Raw genomic sequence first — 21,105 nt, 5'->3', positions numbered from 1 at the left:
CCGTCAGGCCGGGCGCACCCGCACGGGCAGCGAGCCCCACGCCCAGAGGGTGTTGTTGTGATGGCGCCGGGTCGGGCCGGCGATCTCGATCGTCTCGACGCGCCGCGCGAGTGCGGTGAGCAGGCACTCCGCCTCCAACCGCGCGACGTGCTGGCCCACGCACTGGTGGATGCCGAACCCGAACCCGACATGGCCCGACGGGTCGCGCGTCAGGTCGAAGGTGTCCGGATCCGGGTGGGTGGGGGTGCGCCACCGCCGTGGATCGCGGTTGGCGGCGCCGAGGAACATGAGGATCTTCCTCCCGCCGGGGATCACCACGTCCGCGACCTGCACGTCGGTGGTGGCGGTGCGGAAGAAGGTCTGCACGGGCGCGCCCCAGCGCACCGCCTCGTCGAAGGCGACGCGGGCCAGCTGCGGCTGCGACCGCAGCCGCCGCCACTGCTCGGGGTGCGTGGCCAGCGCGTGCAGGGCGGCGGCCAGCCCGTGGACCGTCGTGTCCACGCCCGCGGACAGCAACGACCGGACGACGAGCGGCGCCTGTTCCGGCGTGATGTCGCCGCGGTCGGCCGCCGCCCAGATCTGCGCCCCGAAACCCCCGTCGGCGAGCACGTCGCGGGCGCACTGGGCGTTCACCCACGCCGACAGCTCCGGGGCGCGTGGCGCCCCCGCGGCGACGAGGTCGTTGTGCGGGCCGAAGGCGTTGAACAGGAAGTCGCCGTAGGGCAGGAGGTTCTCCCGGCCCTCGTCGGGGATGCCGACCGCATCGGGGAAGACCCGCAGCGGATACGCCTCGGCCAGCTCCGGTACCGCGTCGAACTCGGTTCCCCGCTCCAGCACCCGGTCGACCAGGTCGTCCGCCACCGCACGCCAGTGCTCGCGCAGCCTGCGCAGCGCGCGCGGCACGAGGAGCCCGGCGAGCACGCGGCGCGGGGCGTCGTGGCGGGGCGGGTCGGCCTCCAGCAGCAGGCTCGGCGGGCGCCAGGGCTTCTCGGTGCGGAAGTTCGACAACCCCACCCCCGCGGCCGACTGGAATCCCTGCCAGTTCCGCAGGGCCGCGTGCACCTGCCCGTAGCGGGCCATCGCGTAGACGTCGTACCGGCTCAGGTGGACGACGGGACCGGCCTCGCGCAGCTCCTCGTGGAACGGCAGCGGGTTCTCCAGGATGTCGTGGCCGAAGGGGTCGGCGTCGTGCACCGGCAGCGGCGCCGTCAGGACGGTGGACATCGGCGGCCTCCGGGTCAGAGATCGAGGACGAGGCGGTCGGTGCAGGAGCGGGAGACGCAGAGGAACATGCAGTCGTTCGCCGCCCGCTCCGCATCGCCGAGGATCGAGTCGCGGTGGTCGGGCACCCCGGCGAGGACGTCGGTCTCGCAGGTACCGCAGGTGCCCTGCCTGCAGGAGGACAGGACGTCCACGCCCGCGGCGCGGACGGCGTCGAGAACCGTGCGGTCGCGGGTGACCGTCACCGCGCGGCCGGTGCGGGCGAGCTCGACGTCGAAGGGCTCGTCGCGCAGCGGCGCGGCCTGCTCCCTGGCCACGAACCGTTCGGTACGCAGCGCGTGCGGCGGCCAGGTGGAGCACGCCCGCTCGACCGCGTCCAGCAACGGGCCGGGGCCGCAGCAGTAGACCTTGACGTCGGGACTCGGGTCGCCGAGCCACCGGGGCAGGTCGATCAGCCCGCACTCGTCCTCGGGGACGACCTGCACCCGGTCGCCGTACGCGACGACCTCGTCGAGGAAGGCCATCGAGCCGCGCCGGCGCCCGCCGTAGACCAGGGTCCAGTCGGCCCCGAGCATGTCGGCCTGGCGCACCATCGGCAGCAGCGGGGTGATCCCGATCCCGCCCGCGACGAACAGGTACCGCTGCGAGGGCACCAGCGGGAAGTGGTTGCGGGGACCGCCCACGCCGACGGTGTCGCCGACCGCGAGCACGTCGTGCACGTAGGCCGAGCCGCCCCGCCCGTCCGGCTCGCGCAGCACGCCGATCCGGTAGCGGAACGCGTCGAACCGGTCGCCGCACAGCGAGAACTGCCGCACCACCCCGCCGGGCAGGATCAGGTCGACGTGCGCGCCCGGCGTCCAGTCCGGCAGCCGTGCACCCGCGGGGTGTTCCAGGTCGAGGACCACCACGCCGTCCGAGGCGACGTCCTTGCCCGTCACGCGGAGGGTGACGACGTCGGCTCCCGCGACCGTCCTGTGCTCGTCCACGTCGCCCCCCGCCTCGGTGCATCCGTCGGTGCGTCGACGATGCCGACCGGTGCGAGCCTGCGGGGGTGGATTCTCACTCAGCGAGAGTGCGGTTCCCGGGACCGGCGAGCACCCGGTGCACCCCTCGCGCCGCCGCGCGCAGGACCGGGATCACCGCGCGGGCGGACTCGTCGTTCGGGACGATCGCGGACAGCGTCGCGATCACCCGCTGCTCACGGTCGCGGACCGGGACCGCGATGCCGAGCGCATCCTCGTGGAGGTGTCCCGCGCAGTAGGCGTACCCGTCGCGGCGCACGTCGGCGAGCGTGCGGCGAAGCCGCTCCGGGGTGGTGATCGTGTGCGCGGTGTAGCGGGGCAGCGGTCCCGCCAGCACGGCCTCCTGCAGCTCGCGGGGGGCGTGGGCGAGCAGGACCAGGCCGGAGGACGAGGCGTGCACCGGCAGCCGCCCGGCGATCCGCGTGTAGTTGATGACGGCGCCCGGGGCGCTGAGCCGCTCGACGAAGAGCACCTCGGTGCCGTCGAGGACCCCGATCTGGGCGTGGTGCCCGACGACGCCGTGCACGACCTCCAGGAACGGCATCGCCGCCTCCCGAAGCGACAGCGTGGGGGAGGCCCGCATCGCCAGCTCCCACAGCCGCACCCCGATCCGGACGCTGCGGTCCTCGTCCCGGCTGAGCAACCCGAGCTCGACCAGCTCCGCCACCAGCCGCGACGCCGTCGCCACGTGCAACCCGGCCCGCGCGGCGATCTCGGTGACCCGCAGCGCCGGCTCGTCCGGGCCGAAGGCGGCGAGGATCCGCACGGCGCGCGACAGCACGGAGTCCGCCGCTCCGCTTCGCCTCATCCCGCGAGTGTGTACCGCACGGCGTGTTGACGGCGCGTGACCGACGGTGGCTGCCAGAGTGCCCGGCATGAAGCTCTCCGGCCTGCTCCGCCCGCGGCCCGTGCTTCCGGGCCTCGCGGCCACCGCCCGTGTCGACCGGCGCGTCGAGGCGGTGCTGCGCCGGGTCAAGCCGGGCGAGATCGCCGTGATCGACGTCGCCGACCTGGACCGGGCCACCGCCGAGACGCTCGTCGAGGCCCGGGTGGCGGCAGTGGTCAACGCGTCCCCGTCGATCTCCGGGCGCTACCCGACGCTCGGGCCGGACGTGCTGCTCGCCGCCGGCATCGTGCTGGTCGACGGCGTCGGACCGGAGATCATGACGCTCGCCAGGGACGGCGCGCGCCTGCGTCTGCTCGACGGGGAGGTGTACGCGGGGGAGATCCGGCTCGGCTCGGGCACGGTCCAGGACGAGTCCACGGTCGCGGCGGCGACGCTGGTCGCCCGCGACGGGATGACCCACCAGCTGGAGGCGTTCGCGGCCAACACCATCGAGTTCATGCAGCGCGAGCGGGCCCTGCTGCTCGACGGCGTCGGCGTGCCGGACGTGGACGTGGCGATCGCGGGCCGCCAGGTGCTGGTCGTCGTGCCGGGACCCGGCCACCTGGACGAGCTGGCGCGGCTGCGCGGGTACGTACGCGAGTACCGCCCCGTGCTGATCGGGGTCGGGGCGGGCGCGGACGCGGTCATGGCGACCCTGGGCCGGCCGGACCTGGTGGTCGGTGATCCCGCGGAGATGTCGGACGCGGCGCTCACCAGCGGCGCGGACATCGTGCTGCAGGCCTTCCCGGACGGGCACGCCCCCGGCCTGCATCGCGTCCAGGACCTCGGGGCGGGCGCGGTGACCTTCCCCAGCACGGCGAACCCGGAGGACCTCGCGCTGCTGCTCGCCGCCCACCACGGCGCCGCACTCATCGTGACGGTGGGCCTGTCGACGGGGATGGCGGAGTTCCTGGACCGGCGCCGTTCCGGCGTCAACGCCTCGACGTTCCTCACCCGCCTGCAGCTCGGCGGGGTGATCGTCGACAGCTCGGTGATCACGACGTTGCGGCGCAGCCGCGTCCCCACCGTCGCCGTCGTGCTGCTGCTCCTGGCGGTCCTCGCGGTCGGGGCGGCGGCGCTCGCCGTGTCGAGCACCGGGGACGCGCTGCTCACCTGGGCACACCAGTCGTTCACCACCCTGCTCGAGCAGGTCAGGGGATGGTCGCGGTGATCTCCATGCGCTACCACGCGATCTCGCTGGCGGCGGTGTTCCTCGCGCTGGCGCTCGGCGTGGTGCTGGGCGCCTCCGGGGTGTCGGACCGGCTGCTGCACGCCGTGGCCGTCGATCGTGACGACCTCGCCGTGCAGGTGCAGGAGCTGACCGCGGAGAACGACCGGCTCACCGGCGCGCAGCGGGCCGCGGACGAGTTCGCCGCCCGCACCGGTGCCGCGACCGTCCGGGGCTCCCTCACCGGCCAGACGGTCGTGCTGGTGACGCTCGGTGCCGACGCCGCGGACCGGGACGCGGTCGTGGAGCTGGCGAAGGCGGCGGGGGCGACCTACACCGGCGAGGTGGGGCTCACGGACGCGGTCGCCGACCCGGCCCGGGCCGCCCAGCTGCGCGAGCTGACGGCGTCGCTGCTGCCGACCGGCGCCCAGCTGCCCGCGGCCACCGACACGGGAAGCCTCGCGGGCGGCCTGCTCGGCGGCGTGCTGCTGGCCCCCGGCGGGCGGCCCCAGGCCACCCCGGACCAGGCGACGGCGGTGCTCAGCGGCCTCGCCACGGCCGGGTTCGTCCGGCCCGGGCCGGCCCCCGCACCGTCCAACCTCGTGCTCGTGCTCACCGGCGGCGCCCTCGCCGGCCTGGACGCCGCCGAGTCCGCGTCGGTGACGGCGCGCCTCGCCGCCCAGCTGGACCGCGCGGGCGGTGCCGTCCTGGCCGGTCGCACGGGTTCCGCCGAGGCCACGGGTGCCGTCGGCGTCGCCCGGGCCGACACCGGGATCGCCACGGCGGTGTCGACGGTCGACGACGTCGACTCCGGCCCCGGGCGCGTCTCGGCCGTCCTGGCGCTGCGCGAGCAGCTCGACGGCCGGGCGGGCCGCTACGGCACCGCCGCGAGCGCGCAGGACGGGGCCACCCCGGCGGTCTGACGGGTCGGCAGCAGGCGACCGCCATCCGGGCCGGCACCGCGACGGCTTCGCGAGAACTCGCCCCGACGAGATGCGCAACTCGCGGAGCCGCCGTGGCCGATCCCGGCGGAACCCCTCGCGTCCGCCGGGATCCGGTGCGCGGCGACTCAGCCGAAGAACGCGTCGATCGCGTACTGGTCGGGCCGGTGGTAGGTGTGCACGATCCGCCCGTCGACGATCTGGTGGGCCAGCACCTCCACGCAGGCCAGCCGTCGCCCGCCGTGCTCGGCCGTCACCTCCTGCACGTGCACCGCCCCCCAGTCGTCGCCCATCATCGCGAGCAGCCGCAGGCGCAGCGTGCCGCCGGACAGCTCGTAGGAGCGGCGCAGGAACCCGACGATCGCGTCAGGCCCCTTGTACTCCCCGGCGACCGGGCCGCGGCCCGGCAGCTCCCAGACCGCGTCCTCGGCGAAGAAGGCGGGTAGCGCGGCGAGATCGCCGGAGGTGAACGCGTCGTGCAGGCGGCGGACCAGCTGGGTGTTCGGGTGCTCGGTCATCGGCTCCTCCTCGGCTCGGGCCCCGGCAGCCCGGGGCGTGCAGGAGAGGATCCGGCGTCGCGACCGGCCCGACATCGGTCGAACGGCCGGGTTACGCACCACGTGCCGTTCCCGCCGGGGTGAGACGCAGGCGTATGCCGTCGGGACTCCTGCCGATGGAGCATCTCGGACGGGAGGCCTTGACTCGACACATGACGACTCGACACATGACGACGAGCTCCACCGTCACGCCGACACCCCTCACCCCGATGACGCTGGCCGCCGGCGCCGCCGCGATCGGCACCGCTGCGGTCGGCGGGCTCTGCTACGCGTTCTCCACGCTCGTGATGGGCGGCCTCGACCGCATCGAGCCCGTCCAGGCGATCACCGCCATCCGCGGGATCAACGCCGAGGCATCCGCGAACCCCCCGTTCCTGCTGCTGTTCTTCGTGCCCTCGCTGCTCTCGCTGGGCGTCGGCGCGGGCGCCCTCCGGCAGCTCGGCCGGCCGGGCAGCGGCCTCCTGCTGGCCGGCGCGGTGTTCGGGATGGTGTCGACGGTCGTGACCATCGCGATCCACCTCCCGCTGAACGACCAGATCGACGCGGTGAACCCCGAGGGGCTGTCGGCGGCTGACGCGGCGCGCGAGTGGGCCTCCTACCTCGACCCGTGGATGGCGTGGAACCACGTGCGCTCGGGGTCGGGTTTCGTCGCCGCCGCGCTGCTGCTCCTCGGCCTGCGTCACCGCTAGATGTACGGATCGGAGACGTCGGTCGAGGTCAGGGGGCGAGCCGGCCCGCGAGCTGGGTCCGGTTCGCCGCCCCGGTCTTGGCCAGGAGCTGCTCGACGTGGCCCTTCACCGTGCGGGGAGCGAGGTGCAGCTGCTGCGCCACCTCCTTGTTCGTCATCCCCCGCGCCACCAGCAGTAGCACGTCCATCTCTCGGCTCGTGACGCCGAGCCGGGCGAGGTGCCCGGGCACGACCGCGTCGCCCCGGCCGGCCCGTCGCTGCCGCACGCCCGCGCGGGCGGCCAGCACCCGGCAGGCCCGGGCGAGACCGCCGTGGCCGTGCGCCTGCGCCCATTCCCCGGCCTGCACCGTCCACCCCGCCGGGTCGCCCCACCCGTCGGCGAGCGCGGCCGGGGCGGCCAGCCTGCGGGCGAGATGCCCCCAGCCGGCCGCGGCGGGGGCCTCGGCGAGCCGCGCCTCGGCACGTGCCCAGGCGGCGTCGGCACCGCCGCGGTCACCCAGCCGCCCCAGGGCCACCGCCTCGGCGAGCGCCCGCAGCGCGTCCGCGACCGGGACGACCCGCAGCTCCGGCACGTCGGTCTCGGCGCGCGCGGCGCGTCCCCCGTCGGTGTCGGTGTCGGTGTCGGTGTCGGCGTCGCCGAGCGTGGCCAGGAGCGGCCACAGGAACCACGGCGGGTAGGGCCGGACCTCGCCGACGCGGCGCAGCGCCGCGATCCCGTCGCGCCACAGGGTGGTCGCCCGTGCCACGTCGTCGGCGAGCAGGGCCGTGAGCCCCTCGCAGACGGTGCGGACCAGCCCTTCGATCTCCGGGTCGTCCGGTGCCAGGCGCCGCGCCTCCGCGGCCGCCGTCGCGGCCTCGGCGCCCCGGCCCGCGACCGCGTGGGCCTGCCCGACCAGCACCCAGGCGAAGGCCTCCTGGCGGCGGGCGCCGAGCCTGCGGGCGGCGTCGAGCATGGCGCGGGCCCGCGGCAGCGCCAGGTCGGGCTCGAACCGGACCCCGTGGACCGCGGCCAGCTGCAGGTCGACGGCGGTGACGAGGCCCGGCGCACCGGCTTCGACGGCGGCCTGGCGGGCGCGGCCCATCGGCTCCAGGTCCAGCGACCGCAGCTGCGCGACGGTGGCGAGCTCGTGCAGCGCCCGCGCGCGCCACAGCGCGAGCCCGCCGTCCTCGGCGGTGACGACGGCGCGCTGGAACCACGCCTGCGCGGTCGCCAGGTCGCCGCGGCGGGCGAGCCTGCCGAGCACCTCCATCGCCTCGCAGCGCGCGGCTGGGCCCACCGTGCCGGACCCGTCCGGCGCGGCGGGGCCGGCCAGCACCGCCTCCGCCGCCGCCTCCGCCGCCGCGAGGTCGCCCCGTTCCAGCGCCACGAGCGCGGCCAGCGCCGCCGTCGAGGCCGCGGTGGGGAAGGCCGCCCGCAGCGTCGCGACGCGGGCCGCGGCGTCGGCCCAGCGGCCCTGCCCGGCCGTGGCACGCACGACCGCCTCGCCGAGCGCGCGCCGCCGGTCCGCCGTGCCGGGCAACCGGGCCAGCTCGGCGTCGACCGCGTCGGCGTCGGCGAGCGCAGCGTCGGCGTCGCCTGCGAGGGCGTCGGCGAGGACCCGCAGCTCCCGCAGCGCCACCCGCTGCTGCGGCGGGGCCACGGCGAGCGCGTCGCGCAGCGTGCGGGCGGCGGTGGCCGGCAGCCCGCGGCCAAGGTCTCGGCGCGCGGCCCGGCCGAGCAGCTCGGCGGCCGTCGCGGGCCGCCGGGCGCGCAGCGCGAGCGCGGCCACCGCGTCGAGGTCCCCGGGTTCGGGGTCCGCCGCGAGCAGGTCGAGGAGCGCCCCCGCGAGCTCACGGGCGCGGGCCGGCGGGATCGCGTCCAGGACCGCCTGGCGCAGCAGCTCGTGGCGGAACGCGCCGCCGCCGGTGAGCAGCCCGCTGCCCGCCCCGCCGCGCAGCGCCGCGAGCACGGCCTGCTCGGGCAGCCGCAGCGCCGCGGCCGTCGAGGCGGGGGAGAGCAGCGGTGCCGGGCCCAGGAGGGCTACCGCCTCCAATACCGGACGGGCCGGGCCGAGGTGGTCGAGCTGCGCGGCGACGGAGTCCGCGAGCGTGGCGGGGACGACGTCGCGGTCCGCGTCGCAGACCCACCGGCCGTCGACGAGGCGCAGCGACCCGTCCGCCCGCAGCGTGGCGACGATCTCCTCGATCCACAGCGGGTGCCCGCCCGCACGGTCGGCCGCGGCGCGCAGCGCGTCCGGCAGCGCCGGCCCCGCGCAGTCCAGCAGGGCGGCGAGCAGGTCCGGGACGGCGCCGGCGGGCAGGGGCCCGAGCGCGACGACGGCGACGGCGCGCTGGTCGGCGAGCCGCCCCACCCGCTCGTGTGCCGGGCCGCCGGGCCGCAGCGTCAGCACCGTCCGCCGGTGGCCGCGCGCGACCAGGCACTCGACGGCGTCGAGGGTCTCGGCGTCGGCCCAGTGCAGGTCCTCGAGGACGAGCACGGGCTCGCCGGGCACCAGGTCGAGCAGCCGCGCGAGGGTGTCGGCGAGGACAACGGGATGCGCCGGACCGTCCGGGTCCCCGTCGACCCTGCTGCCGACCCTGCGATCGACCAGGCCGGGGAGCAGCGCACCGAGCACGCGGCGGTGCGTCCGCAGCGTCGACGAGTACGGGTCGGCACCGAGCCGGACCGCGGCCAGCGCGAGCTCCACCAGGGGGCGCAGCGGCGGCGCGGGCGGCCGGGTCGCCGCGCCCACCGCCACCGCGGGCCGCCCGGCGAGCGCGGCGCGGACGAGCGCCGACTTGCCGATCCCCGCCTCCCCGACCACGGCGACGCACCCGCCCGCCCGCCGGGCGAGCTCCGCCAGCTCCTGCTCCCGGCCGGCGAGCCGCTCGGCCGACAACCCGCGGGGCGTCGTGGACACCCGTCCAGTGTCGTGCAGGGTCGTCCACGCCCCGAGCCGGACGCCCCGCACCGGCTGTACGCTGAGGTTCCGTGCAGACCCGGGCCACACGTCATCTGTTCGTCACCGGCGGGGTCGCGTCCTCGCTGGGCAAGGGCCTCACGGCGTCGAGCCTGGGGCAGCTGCTCACCGCGCGGGGCCTGCGGGTCACGATGCAGAAGCTCGATCCCTATCTCAACGTCGATCCCGGCACGATGAACCCCTTTCAGCACGGCGAGGTGTTCGTCACCGAGGACGGGGCGGAGACCGATCTCGACATCGGCCACTACGAGCGCTTCCTGGACCGCAACCTGCACGGGCAGGCCAACGTCACCACCGGCCAGGTGTACTCGTCGGTGATCGCGAAGGAGCGGCGCGGGGAGTACCTGGGCGACACCGTTCAGGTCATCCCGCACATCACGAACGAGATCAAGGACCGCATCCTCGCGATGGCCCGCCCGGACGCCGACGGCGAGGCACCGCACGTGGTCATCACCGAGGTGGGCGGCACGGTGGGCGACATCGAGTCGCTGCCGTTCCTGGAGGCTGTGCGCCAGGTGCGCCACGACGTCGGGCGGGACCACTGCTTCTTCCTGCACGTCTCCCTGGTGCCCTACCTCGCGCCGTCCGGGGAGCTCAAGACCAAGCCCACGCAGCACTCCGTCGCGGCGCTGCGCAACATCGGCATCCAGCCGGACGCGCTGGTCCTGCGCGCGGACCGGGAGATCCCGGACGCGATGAAGCGCAAGATCAGCCTCATGTGCGACGTCGACCTGGACGGCGTGGCCGCGGCGCCGGACGCGCCGTCGATCTACGACATCCCGAAGGTGCTGCACGGCGAGGGCCTCGACGCGTACGTGGTCCGCCGGCTCGGCCTGCCGTTCCGGGACGTGGACTGGACGGTGTGGGGCGACCTGCTCGACCGCGTCCACCACACCGAGGAGACGGCGCGGATCGCGCTGGTCGGCAAGTACGTCGACCTGCCCGACGCGTACCTGTCGGTCACCGAGGCGCTGCGGGCGGGCGGGTTCGCGCACCGCGCGCGGGTGGAGATCGAGTGGGTGGCCTCGGACGCGTGCGAGACCCCCGCAGGCGCCGCGGCCGCCCTGGAGGGCGTGGACGGCGTGCTGGTCCCCGGGGGCTTCGGGGTGCGCGGCATCGAGGGCAAGCTCGGCGCGATCCGCTATGCCCGTACCCGGGGGATCCCCGCGCTGGGGCTGTGCCTCGGCCTGCAGTGCATGGTCATCGAGGCCGCCCGCGACCTGGGGCTACCGGGGGCGAACTCCAGCGAGTTCGATCCCCGCACGCCCCATCCGGTGATCTCGACGATGGCCGACCAGCGCGACGTCGTCGCGGGCGAGCGCGACATGGGCGGCACGATGCGGCTGGGCTCCTACCCGGCGGTGCTGCGCCCCGGCAGCCTCGTCGCGCAGGCGTACGGCACCACCGAGGTCTGCGAGCGCCACCGGCACCGCTACGAGGTCAACAACCTCTACCGCGAGCGGCTGGAGGAGAACGGGCTCGAGATGAGCGGGACGTCGCCGGACGGCTCGCTGGTCGAGTTCGTCGAGCTGGCACCCGACCGCCACCCGTTCTTCGTCGGCACCCAGGCCCATCCGGAGCTGAAGAGCCGTCCGACGCGGCCGCACCCGCTGTTCCGCGCGTTCGTGGCGGCCGCGCTGCGCTACCGCGCCGAGGACCGGCTGCCGGTCGAGCTGCCCTCTCGCGACGGCATGGCACCGGCCGCCGTGCCCTCCTGAACGGGCTCCTGAGAGGCTCTCGCCCATGTCGCGCCACGACTTCCCCGTGCGGGGCTCGAGCGACGTCCACGTGGGCCGCGTGATGGCGCTGCGCGCGGACGAGGTGGAGATGCCGGGCGGCCGCGTCGCGACGCGGGAGATCATCGAGCACGGCGGCGCCGTCGCGATCGTGGCGATGGACGCCGAGGACCGGCTGGTCCTGCTCCACCAGTACCGGCACGCCGTCGGGCGGCGGCTGTGGGAGCTGCCCGCGGGCCTGCTGGACGTCGCGGGGGAGGACCCCCTGGAGGCGGCGAAGCGCGAGCTCGCCGAGGAGGCGGGGCTCGCCGCTGCGGAGTGGGGGGTGCTCGTCGACATCGTCCCGTCGCCGGGGTTCTCCGACGAGTCGGTGCGGGCCTACCTGGCGCGCGGCCTGACCGAGGTGGGCCGTCCCGAGCCCGCCGACGACGAGGAGGCGGACATGACGCTGCGGTGGGTGTCGCTGCCCGTCGCGGTGCGGATGGTGCTGTCGGGGACGCTGGTCAACGGCGTGTCCGCGGCCGCCGTGCTGGCGGTGCACGCGCTGGCGACCATGCCGGGCGCGCAGCCCCGGCCCGCCGACGCGCCGTGGCCGGACCGCCCGCGCCGGTTCTCCGCCCGTCGGGCCTGAGAGATCCCCGCGCGAGATCGACACCAGCGCTGCGGGCGGGCCGTCCGGCAACCCTGACGTCGATCTCGCGGCGCACACTGTGCTGCGCACTTGCGCGGAGGCGCCGGATCGGGCATATACTGGTGGAGTACCACCATTGTTCAGGACAGTGAGAGTCGTACGGTGTCGGAGCAACCGGGCGAGCCTGTGACGGTCGAGGCGACGGCCGGCCTGCTGATCGAGGTGAACGAGCGGCTCCGCCGGGCGTTCGTGGCGGCGGCCGCAGGCGCGGATCTCGGGCCGGCGGAGGCCAAGGTCCTCAAGCACGTGTGCTCCGGGGATCCGCAGCCGATGCGGACGGTGGCCCGCACGCTGGGCTACGACGCGTCGAACCTCACCGGCGTCGTGGATCGCCTCGAGGACCGGGGCCTGCTCGAACGCCGCACCGACGCGCAGGATCGCCGGGTCAAGACCGTCGTCCTCACCCCGGCGGGGACGCGTGCCGTGGAGCACTTCGTCACCCAGCTGCATGCGGGCATACCGCTGGCCGCGCTCGCGCCCGCGGAGCTCGCCGAGCTGCACCGGCTCCTGCGACTCGTCCTGGGCAGCGAAACCACCAGCGAAGGACGGACATGAAGCTCGGACTGCACATCGCGGACTTCACCTGGCCCGGCGGGCCGCAGACCCTCGCGAAGGACCTGGCCCGCGTCACCGAGGCCGCCGAGGACCTCGGGTTCGCCCGCGTCAGCGTGATGGACCACGTCTTCCAGATCAGCATGCTCGGCCCGCCCGAGCACGAGATGCTGGAGGCGTACACCACCCTCGGCTACCTCGCAGCGCGCACGTCGCGCGTGGAGCTGCTGGCGTGGGTCACCGCGGTCTCCTACCGCAAGCCGGGCATGCTGGCCAAGCTCGTCACCACCCTGGACGTGCTGTCCGGCGGACGGGCGTGGCTCGGCATCGGCGCCGCCTGGAACGACCAGGAGGCCCGCGGGCTCGGCCTGCCGTTCCCGCCCACCGCCGAGCGGTTCGAGCGGCTGGAGGAGACGCTGCGCATCTGCCTGCAGATGTGGAGCGACGACGAGGGTCCGTTCGAAGGCACGCACTACCGGCTGGAGCGAACGCTGAACTCGCCGCAGGCCCTGCAGCGGCCGCACCCGCCGATCCTGATCGGCGGCGGCGGGGAGCGGAAGACGCTGCGGCTGGTCGCGCAGTACGCGCAGGCGTGCAACCTGTTCCCCGGCCCGGAGCTCGCCCGCAAGCTGGATGTCCTCCGCGGGCACTGCGCCGACGTCGGCCGCGACTACGACGAGATCGAGAAGACGGTCATGATGCCGCTGGACCCCGGCACGGAGGGCGAGCGGGTCGACGCTCTGCTGGCACAGCTGCGCGGGGTCGCGGATCTGGGCGTCGCGCACGTCCACGGATTCGTGCCGGAGGTCGCGTCGTCGCGGCGGCTGGAGCTCCTGGGGGAGAAGGTCGTCGCAGAGATCGCCGGGTGGTGACCGCGGCTCGAGGGTAGGTTCGGGATCCATGCGCTTCGGACTGTTCGTTCCCCAGGGCTGGCGGCTCGATCTCGTCGGCATCGACCCCGCGGACCAGTGGGCGGCCATGAAGGGCGTCGCGCAGCACGCCGACGCCGGGCCGTGGGAGTCGATCTGGGTCTACGACCACTTCCACACCGTCCCGAAGCCGACCGCGGAGGCCACGCACGAGGCCTGGACGCTCATGTCGGCGTTCGGAGCCGTCACCGAGCGGGTGCGGCTGGGGCAGATGTGCACCTGCATGAGCTACCGCAACCCCGTCTACCTCGCGAAGGTGGCCGCCACCTGCGACGTCGTCTCGGGCGGGCGGGTCGAGATGGGCATCGGCGCCGGCTGGTACGAGAACGAGTGGCGCGCCTACGGCTACGGCTTCCCGCCCGCGCGGGAGCGGCTGCGGATGCTCGACGAGGGCGTGCAGATCTTCCGCCAGGCGTGGCGCGAGGGTGTCGTCGACTTCTCCGGCACGCACTACCGGGCCGAACGCGCGATCGTCGCGCCGCAGCCGGTGCAGCCCGGCGGGATCCCGATGTGGATCGCGGGCGGCGGGGAGAAGGTGACGCTGCGGATCGCCGCGCGGTACGCGGACTACACCAACTTCGACGGCACGCCGGAGGGCTTCACGCGCAAGTCCGAGCTGCTCGCCGCGCACTGCCGCGACGTCGGCACGGACTTCGAGGCGATCGTGCGCTCCGCGAACTACAACGTGGCCATCGGGTCCACGGAGGCCGAGGTCGCGGACCGGCTGGCGGCGCTGAAGGCCCGCCTGCTGCCCCTGGTCGGCGAGAACCGGGCCGAGTCCGCTCTCGGGGCCTTCCGGGACCTGCCCGCCTGTGGCACCCCGGAGCAGATCGTGGAGAACTTGCGCGGCCTGCAGAAGCGCGGGATGACCTACGGGATCTTCTACTTCCCCGAAGCCGCCTACGACCGTTCGGGCATCGAGATGTTCGAGCGCGAGGTCATTCCCGAGGTCGTCTGAACAGTCGTCCGAGCAGGGCCTGAACGGGCGCGGAAACCCGCTCGCCCGCCTCGCGGCCACGGTCCAGCATGAGGAACGTGGACGGGATCGACACAGCCGACACAGCCGTCGTGGGGGCCGGGCCGACCGGGCTCTACCTCGCCATCGCCCTCGCCCGCCGCGGGCACCGCGTCGTGGTCGTGGACCGGGACAGCGGGCCCGGGCCGGACGGGGGATGGCAGCGGCGCGGCGTGATGCAGTTCCACCAGCCGCACGCGTTCCGCGGCCAGGTCGTGCGGGCGTTGCAGGCGGAGGTCCCGGACGTCTGGGACGCGCTGCTCGCGGCCGGTGCGGATCCCGCACGGATGGATCCGGAGGGTCCGGTCGTCGGCCTGCGGTGCCGGCGGCTGACGTACGAACGGGTGTTGCGCGGTGCCGCGGTGGCCGAGCCGGGGGTGACCTTCGCGTTCGGCCATGCCGACGAGGTGGTCGCCGAGGGCGGCCGGGCCGTGGGTGTGCGCGTGGACGGCGAGGTCGTCGGCGCCGACCTGGTGCTGGACGCCTCCGGCCGCGCGGGGCGGCTCACCCGGACGCTGCGTGCGCCCGCGGAGGGCGGGCCGTGCGGTGCCGCGTACGTGTCGCGGCAGTACGTCCTGCGCGACGGGGCGCGGTTCGGGCCGCTCACGATGCCGATCGCGGCCGTCGCCTTCTACCGCGGCTACGGCGTCATCGTCTTCCCGCACGACAACGACGTGTTCTCCACGGTGATCGCCCGGGCCGACGACGACCGGGTGCTCGCCCGCACCCGCGAGGAGACCGCGTTCGACGTCGTCACGGCGGCCGTCCCGCTGCTGGCCGAGTGGACGGCCCCGGAGCGGGCCCGGCCGATCTCGCCGGTGCTGCCGGGCGGGCCACAGCACAACGCCTACCGCGGCCAGCGCGACGCCCGGGGACGGATCTCGCTACCGGGGCTGATCTGCGTCGGGGACGCGGTCTGCACCACGAACCCGTCCGCCGGGCGGGGCGTGGCCACCTCGATGATGCAGGCGCAGCGGCTGCTGGAGCTGCTCGACTCAGGCCTCGATCCGGAGGCGTGCGCCGCGGAGTTCGACGACTGGTGCGCCACGCAGATCCGGCCGTGGTTCGTCGACCACGTCGAGGTCGACGCCGCGCAGGCCCGCCGCTGGGCCGCGGAGGACGGCGGTGAGATCGATCTCTCCGGGCCCCTCACCTCGGACGTGATCGCGGCGGCCGCGGCGGCCGACCGGTCGCTGATGCCGGTGGTCGGCCCCTACCTGGGCATGCAGGCGCTGCCGGAGACGCTGCGGGCCGTCGAGCCGCGGGCGAGGGAGATCTACGAGACCGGCTGGCGCCCCCCGGTGCCCGACGGCCCCACCCGCGACGAGCTGGCCGAGCTGGTCGAGCGCGTGTCGCACACCGACGCCCGGAGCGCGTGACCCCAGGATGTACCGGGTGGGAGCCCGTCCGGTGGACGTCGTCGAGGCCTACCTGCACCACCTCGCGGTGGAGCGGGGCAGCGCCACCAACACGCTGCGCTCCTACGCCGCGGACCTGCGTCGCTACCTGGACCACCTGGACCGGCTGGGCCCGACCGCGGACCTGGGCGCGGTCCGGGAGGTCGACGTCACCGGGTTCGTCGCGGCGCTGCGTGGCGGGGAGCGCCCGCTCGCGGCGTCGTCGGCGGCCCGCGCGCTCGCCGCCGTGCGCGGCCTGCACCGCTTCGCGGTGCGCGACGGCCTCGTCGCCGACGACGTGACCCGCGAGGTCACCCCGCCCGCACAGACCGCGCGCCTGCCCAAGGCGCTCACGGTCGACGAGGTCGACCAGCTCCTCGCCGGGTGCATCGGCGACGGTCCCGGTCCGCTGCGCGACCGTGCGCTGCTCGAGCTCCTCTACTCCACGGGCGCCCGGATCTCCGAGGCCGTCGGCCTGGACCGCGACGACCTCGACGCGGGCGCCCGCACCGTCCGGCTGCACGGCAAGGGCGGCAAGGAGCGGATCGTGCCGGTCGGCAGGCCCGCGCTGGCCGCGGTGGACGCCTACCTGGTGCGCGCGCGACCCGCCCTCGCCGCCCGCGGGCGCGGCACACCCGCGTTGCTGCTCAACGCCCGCGGCGCGCGGCTGTCCCGGCAGAGCGCCTGGCACGTGCTGCGCCACGCCGCCGAGGTCGCCGGCGTGACCGCGGAGGTGTCCCCGCACACGCTGCGGCACTGCTTCGCGACGCACCTGCTCGCCGGGGGCGCGGACGTCCGCGTCGTGCAGGAGCTCCTGGGCCACGCCTCGGTGACGACGACGCAGATCTACACCCGGGTGACCGTGGACGTCCTGCGCGAGGTGTACGCCACCACCCACCCCCGGGCGCGTGGCTGAGCGTGACCCGGGCGGTCACCCCGAGGCGGGTGAGCGCACGAACAGGCCGATCAGGCCGGTCAGGGCCGAGCTGAACACGGTGACGAGGATGTCCGCGCTGGTCGTCTCCTTGCCGTCGGCGATCGTGAAGATGATCCCGCCGAGCGCGACAAGGAGCACCGCGACCAGGCCGGACACCAGGATCGTCCAGAGCGTGTTCACCCCCTGCCCGGTCGGCGGCGGGATCGCGGCCGACGCCGCGGCCGCCGCGACGGCGGCCCGCACCTCCGGTTCGGCGTCGCCGACCCCGGCGATGGCCTGGCGGACGCTCTCCTCGACCGATGGCATGCGTGCTCCCGAGACTGTGACGACGGTGGTGGACGACGGTGGTGATCCTCACGGGCACCCTCGGGCGTGCCGCGGCCGCCGTTACGGGCCGGTCGGGCGGGGCCTGTGACGCGCGCAACATCGAACACCGTCGCGCATCGTCTTGGTCACGACCCGGCACGATCGGGTGATACGGGGCCCGGCCCCGGCGGCGCCTGCGGCTACCCTCGCCCGTGTGGGGGACGGAACTGCCGACGGGACGTCGCAGGTGGGTGGAAGCCGGATGGTGGTCGCGGGGCGGCGGCCACCGAAGAGGTCGTTGCTGGTCGGCGCGCTGGCGTTGCTGGGAGTCGTGCTCGTGGCCTCGGGCACGGCCGTCGGCGGAACGGTGGCCGAGCACGTCGTCGCGGCGGAGGCGGCCGAGGTCCAGGTCTCCCCGGGCGACTCCGTCACGGACGTCGCACCGTCCGCCCCCGCGTCCGTCGAGGTCGAGCACGGGCGCATCGAGACGATCGAGCTGATCGGCGCGGAGGGTCACCGGGTCGCCGGCACGCTCTCCGCCGACGCCGACACGTGGCGTCCGGACGAGCCGCTGGACTTCGACACGACCTACACCTGGTCCGGCTGGGCCGTCGGGGACGACGGCGAACGCTCGCCCATCGCCGGGTCGTTCGCGACGGTGAAGCCGAAGAAGCTGGTCAAGGCCCGGCTGAACGTCGCGGACGGCGAGACCTACGGCGTCGCGATGCCGATCGCCGTCGACTTCAGCGCTCCCATCGTGGACGCCGAGGACAAGGCCGCCGTCGAGGAGCGGCTGTCGGTGCGCACCTCGAAGCCGGTCGAAGGCTCCTGGGCGTGGCTCTCGGACACGTCGGTGCACTGGCGGCCCAAGGAGTACTACCCGGCCGACACCGAGGTCACGGTGTCCGCCCCGGCCTACGGGGTCGACCTCGGCGACGGCGCCTACGGCCGCAACGACGTGACGTCGACGTTCACGATCGGTCGCCAGTTCGTCCTGCGCGGCGACACCCGCGAGTACATGCTGCACGCGTTCTCCGACGGCGTGCAGGTCGGGCAGTGGAAGGCGAGCTACGGGCTGGACTCCGATCCGCGCCGGGTCACCCACAGCGGGATCCACGTCGCGATGACCAAGCACGCCAAGTACCTCATGAACAGCGAGACGTTCGGCTACACCGACTTCCCGGTCAGCTGGGCCGTGCGGATCTCGAACAACGGCGAGTTCACCCACGCCGCGCCCTGGTCGGCGAGCGCCCAGGGCCGGCGCAACGTCTCGCACGGCTGCATCAACCTCTCGATGGCCGACGCCAAGGCCGTGTACGACGCCGTGATCACCGGCGACCCCGTCGAGATCACCGGGTCCAGCCAGCAGCTCGACAAGCAGGACGGGAACTACTACGACTGGACGGTGCCCTGGGACGAGTGGACGGCGAAGTCGGCGTTGACCCCGTCATCCTGAGCCCGGTTCGGGCGACGCCGGACGCGCGGATACACTGCTCCACCGACGAGTTCCGGCCACCGGCCGATTCCGACGGCACCACACGGCGGGGCGCGTTGCCGCCCGATGGGGTGACTCCCTAGTCTGCGGCCGATGGCGGCCCCCTGATCCCGAGAGGTGCCGCCCGGCACCGCAGAGACCGGAGACCGCATTGGACACACCGCGGCCCCACGAACCACGTCCGAGTCGCGAGTACGGCGGGCACGTCGACGACCGCAGCGGCGTCGTCCACGGCGTCGTCCACAGCGATGTCCACGGCGATGTGCACGGCGTGCCTGACGAGGTGCACGGCGTGCATGACGGGGGGCTCGACGACCGCGGCGACGAGCGTGAGGACGCGCACTCCGCCGCGCCGGTCCCCGCACCGCTGACCGAGCACGGCCCGGCGCGGGTCATCGCGGTCGCCAACCAGAAGGGCGGCGTCGGGAAGACGACCACGACGATCAACCTCGGTGCGGCGCTCGCCGAGTACGGCCGCCGCGTGCTGCTCGTGGACTTCGACCCCCAGGGTGCCCTGTCGGTGGGGCTCGGCGTGCCCGCCCACGAGCTGGACGTCACGATCTACAACCTGCTGATGGAGCGCGGCGTCGAGATCGACGACGTCATCCGGCACACCACGGTTGCCGACATGGACCTGCTGCCCAGCAACATCGACCTGTCCGCCGCCGAGGTCCAGCTCGTCACCGAGGTCGGCCGCGAGCAGGCGCTCGGGCGGGCGATCAAGCCGGTGCTGGACCGCTACGACGTCATCCTGATCGACTGCCAGCCGTCGCTCGGCCTGCTCACGATCAACGCGCTGGCCTGCGCTGACGCCGTGCTGATCCCGCTGGCCTGCGAGTTCTTCAGCCTGCGCGGCGTCGCCCTGCTCATGGACACGATCGACAAGGTGCAGTCGCGGATCAACCCGGACCTGGAGCACCTCGGCATCCTCTGCACGATGTTCGACCCGCGCACGCTGCACACGCGCGAGGTCCGCCAGCGGGTCATCGACGCGTTCGGCGATCTCGTGTTCCAGGCCACGATCAACCGCACCGTCCGGTTCCCGGAGACCACCGTCGCCGGGGAGCCGATCACGACGTGGGCGCCCAACTCCAACGGCGCGCAGGCCTACCGCCACGTCGCCCGCGAGGTCCTCGCCCGGTGACACTGGCGCCGGACAGGGACACCGAGCTCCCGGAGGAGCATGGACGGCCGCGGTTCACCGTGCGGCTGCACAACTTCACCGGCCCGTTCGACCTGCTCCTGCAGCTGATCGGCTCGCACCAGCTCGACGTCACCGAGATGGCGCTGCACCAGGTCACCGACGACTTCATCGCGCACCTCACCGCGCTGGGGGAGGACGCGGACCTGGACGAGACCACGGAGTTCCTCGTCGTCGCGGCCACCCTGCTCGATCTGAAGGCCGCCCGCTTGCTGCCGGACGCCGACGGCGACGCCGACGAGGAGACGGCCGCCCTGCTGGAGGCGCGCGACCTGCTGTTCGCCCGGCTGCTGCAGTACCGCGCGTACAAGCAGGTCGCGGGCCTGTTCGTCGAGCTGGAGGCGGGCGCGGCCCGGCGCTTCCCGCGCTCGGTGGCGCTGGAGGAGCGGTTCGCGACACTGCTGCCCGAGGTGCTGCTCGGCGTGGATCCGCAGGCCTTCGCCGAGCTCGCCGCCGCGGTGTTCCGGCCGAAGCCGCCGCCCACCGTGGGGGTCGACCACCTGCACGCCGTCCACGTCTCGGTCGCCGAGCACGTCGCGCTGATGCGGGAGCGCCTCGCCGAGCTCGGGACGGCGACGTTCGCCGTCCTCACGGCGGACTGCGCGGGCCCGCTGGAGGTCGTGGCCCGGTTCCTCGGCGTGCTCGACATGTACCGCGGCGCGGAGGTCGACCTGCACCAGCCCGAGGCGTTCGGGGAGCTCACGGTGCGCTGGACGCCCGAGGACGGTGCCGCCCGCTTCCCCGCCCGCCCCGCCGTGCGGGCAGCAGCCCGGCACGAGGGCGCATGAACGCCGAGGCGCTCCCCGGCACCGCGGGCCTGCCGGACCTCACCGAGGACGCCGATCTCGACGCCGCGCTGGAGGCGCTCCTGCTCGTGGTGGACGCGCCGACGGACGAGGAGACGCTCGCCGCGGCCCTGGACGTGCCCGTCGCCCGCGTCCGTACCGCCCTGCCCCGCCTCGCCACCGCGTACTCCGACGGCGAGCGCGGCATGGACCTGCGCCACGTCGGCGGCGGATGGCGCTTCTACACCCGCGACCGCTACGCGCCGTTCGTCGAGCGCATGCTGCTGGACGGGCAGCGGGCGCGGCTCACGCGGGCCGCCCTGGAGACCCTCGCCGTCGTGGCGTACCGCCAGCCCGTCACCCGGGCCAGGGTCGCGGCCGTCCGCGGCGTCAACTGCGACGGGGTGCTGCGCACCCTGCTCACCCGCGGGCTCATCGCCGAGGCGGGCGCGGACCCGTCCACCCAGGGCACGCTCTTCGCCACCACCGAGACGTTCCTGGAGAGGCTCGGCCTGTCGTCGCTGGAGGAGCTGCCCGCGCTCGCCCCGCTCCTGCCCGACATCGACGCCATCGACGAGCTCTAGGCTTGCCCGCGAGATGAGCGAGCGATGAACGGCG

The 21,105-nt window shown here is 74.7% G+C and carries 20 protein-coding genes; 14 read left to right on the top strand and 6 right to left on the bottom strand.

The window, feature by feature from the left end; translation table 11 throughout:
- Positions 1 to 3: 3 nt before the first annotated feature.
- From AB7J25_RS09190 to AB7J25_RS09180, 3 genes are all read right to left on the bottom strand, one after another.
- Positions 4 to 1,224 (bottom strand): cytochrome P450, encoded by a 1,221-nt coding sequence (locus AB7J25_RS09190; protein WP_428507111.1) that lies wholly within the window; start codon positions 1,222 to 1,224, stop codon positions 4 to 6.
- 14 nt (positions 1,225 to 1,238) lie between these two features.
- Complete coding sequence (locus AB7J25_RS09185) at positions 1,239 to 2,207, bottom strand: PDR/VanB family oxidoreductase (RefSeq protein WP_428507109.1); 969 nt, start codon at positions 2,205 to 2,207, stop codon at positions 1,239 to 1,241.
- Between the two features lie 73 nt (positions 2,208 to 2,280).
- On the bottom strand, positions 2,281 to 3,051 hold the full coding sequence (locus AB7J25_RS09180) for an IclR family transcriptional regulator (protein WP_428507107.1): 771 nt from the start codon (positions 3,049 to 3,051) through the stop codon (positions 2,281 to 2,283).
- 67 nt (positions 3,052 to 3,118) lie between these two features.
- Here AB7J25_RS09180 and steA point away from each other — a divergent pair, with 67 nt between their 5' ends.
- Together steA and AB7J25_RS09170 are read left to right on the top strand one after the other, a co-directional pair.
- A complete protein-coding gene (steA, locus tag AB7J25_RS09175; protein ID WP_428507105.1) occupies positions 3,119 to 4,300 on the top strand; it encodes a putative cytokinetic ring protein SteA in 1,182 nt (393 codons plus the stop codon).
- On the top strand, positions 4,288 to 5,220 hold the full coding sequence (locus AB7J25_RS09170) for a copper transporter (protein WP_428507103.1): 933 nt from the start codon (positions 4,288 to 4,290) through the stop codon (positions 5,218 to 5,220). The genes steA and AB7J25_RS09170 overlap by 13 nt, the downstream gene beginning before the upstream one ends.
- A 146-nt stretch (positions 5,221 to 5,366) precedes the next feature.
- On the opposite strand, the gene AB7J25_RS09165 is transcribed toward AB7J25_RS09170, so the two are convergent.
- Complete coding sequence (locus AB7J25_RS09165; RefSeq protein ID WP_428507101.1) at positions 5,367 to 5,756, bottom strand: nuclear transport factor 2 family protein; 390 nt, start codon at positions 5,754 to 5,756, stop codon at positions 5,367 to 5,369.
- Positions 5,757 to 5,947: 191 nt separating this feature from the next.
- Between AB7J25_RS09165 and AB7J25_RS09160 the strand changes: the two genes are divergently transcribed.
- Positions 5,948 to 6,484 (top strand): DUF1772 domain-containing protein, encoded by a 537-nt coding sequence (locus AB7J25_RS09160; protein ID WP_428507099.1) that lies wholly within the window; start codon positions 5,948 to 5,950, stop codon positions 6,482 to 6,484.
- A gap of 28 nt (positions 6,485 to 6,512) precedes the next feature.
- Here AB7J25_RS09160 and AB7J25_RS09155 read toward each other — a convergent pair whose 3' ends face one another.
- A complete protein-coding gene (locus AB7J25_RS09155) occupies positions 6,513 to 9,383 on the bottom strand; it encodes an AAA family ATPase (protein ID WP_428507097.1) in 2,871 nt (956 codons plus the stop codon).
- 71 nt (positions 9,384 to 9,454) lie between these two features.
- On the opposite strand from AB7J25_RS09155, the gene AB7J25_RS09150 reads away from it, so the two are divergent.
- The 7 genes from AB7J25_RS09150 (at position 9,455) to xerD (ending at position 16,679) form a co-directional block, all read left to right on the top strand.
- The gene (locus tag AB7J25_RS09150; protein WP_428507095.1) at positions 9,455 to 11,161 is read left to right on the top strand and encodes a CTP synthase; all 1,707 of its coding nucleotides are present in this window, start codon (positions 9,455 to 9,457) and stop codon (positions 11,159 to 11,161) included.
- A gap of 25 nt (positions 11,162 to 11,186) precedes the next feature.
- Entirely contained in the window at positions 11,187 to 11,810 is a 624-nt protein-coding gene (locus tag AB7J25_RS09145; RefSeq protein ID WP_428507093.1) for an NUDIX domain-containing protein, read from the top strand.
- Between the two features lie 162 nt (positions 11,811 to 11,972).
- Positions 11,973 to 12,425, top strand: coding sequence for a MarR family winged helix-turn-helix transcriptional regulator (locus AB7J25_RS09140; protein WP_428507091.1), 453 nt, complete (start codon positions 11,973 to 11,975; stop codon positions 12,423 to 12,425).
- A complete protein-coding gene (locus AB7J25_RS09135) occupies positions 12,422 to 13,294 on the top strand; it encodes an LLM class F420-dependent oxidoreductase (protein WP_428507089.1) in 873 nt (290 codons plus the stop codon). The genes AB7J25_RS09140 and AB7J25_RS09135 overlap by 4 nt, the downstream gene beginning before the upstream one ends.
- 28 nt (positions 13,295 to 13,322) lie before the next feature.
- Positions 13,323 to 14,309: an LLM class F420-dependent oxidoreductase gene (locus tag AB7J25_RS09130; protein WP_428507087.1), complete on the top strand. Its 987-nt coding sequence runs from the start codon at positions 13,323 to 13,325 to the stop codon at positions 14,307 to 14,309.
- Positions 14,310 to 14,386: 77 nt separating this feature from the next.
- Entirely contained in the window at positions 14,387 to 15,745 is a 1,359-nt protein-coding gene (locus tag AB7J25_RS09125) for an FAD-dependent oxidoreductase (protein ID WP_428507085.1), read from the top strand.
- 16 nt (positions 15,746 to 15,761) lie between these two features.
- Positions 15,762 to 16,679: a site-specific tyrosine recombinase XerD gene (gene xerD / locus AB7J25_RS09120; protein WP_428507083.1), complete on the top strand. Its 918-nt coding sequence runs from the start codon at positions 15,762 to 15,764 to the stop codon at positions 16,677 to 16,679.
- A gap of 15 nt (positions 16,680 to 16,694) precedes the next feature.
- Here xerD and AB7J25_RS09115 read toward each other — a convergent pair whose 3' ends face one another.
- Positions 16,695 to 17,006: a hypothetical protein gene (locus AB7J25_RS09115; protein WP_428507081.1), complete on the bottom strand. Its 312-nt coding sequence runs from the start codon at positions 17,004 to 17,006 to the stop codon at positions 16,695 to 16,697.
- 214 nt (positions 17,007 to 17,220) lie between these two features.
- Between AB7J25_RS09115 and AB7J25_RS09110 the strand changes: the two genes are divergently transcribed.
- The 4 genes from AB7J25_RS09110 (at position 17,221) to scpB (ending at position 21,071) form a co-directional block, all read left to right on the top strand.
- Positions 17,221 to 18,462 carry a L,D-transpeptidase gene (locus AB7J25_RS09110; RefSeq protein WP_428507079.1) on the top strand — a complete coding sequence of 414 codons (1,242 nt, stop codon included), beginning with the start codon at positions 17,221 to 17,223 and terminating at the stop codon, positions 18,460 to 18,462.
- A gap of 331 nt (positions 18,463 to 18,793) precedes the next feature.
- The gene (locus tag AB7J25_RS09105; protein WP_428507127.1) at positions 18,794 to 19,645 is read left to right on the top strand and encodes a ParA family protein; all 852 of its coding nucleotides are present in this window, start codon (positions 18,794 to 18,796) and stop codon (positions 19,643 to 19,645) included.
- On the top strand, positions 19,642 to 20,490 hold the full coding sequence (locus AB7J25_RS09100) for a segregation and condensation protein A (RefSeq protein WP_428507077.1): 849 nt from the start codon (positions 19,642 to 19,644) through the stop codon (positions 20,488 to 20,490). Before AB7J25_RS09105 ends, AB7J25_RS09100 begins: the two co-directional genes overlap by 4 nt.
- Positions 20,412 to 21,071: an SMC-Scp complex subunit ScpB gene (scpB, locus tag AB7J25_RS09095; protein WP_428507125.1), complete on the top strand. Its 660-nt coding sequence runs from the start codon at positions 20,412 to 20,414 to the stop codon at positions 21,069 to 21,071. The genes AB7J25_RS09100 and scpB overlap by 79 nt, the downstream gene beginning before the upstream one ends.
- Positions 21,072 to 21,105: the final 34 nt, after the last annotated feature.

Origin of the sequence: Pseudonocardia sp. (assembly GCF_050246655.1) — a bacterium.
Lineage (GTDB): Bacteria > Actinomycetota > Actinomycetes > Mycobacteriales > Pseudonocardiaceae > Pseudonocardia.
The sequence above is the reverse complement of the archived record's forward strand: the minus strand, read 5'-3'. Positions and strand labels throughout refer to the sequence as shown.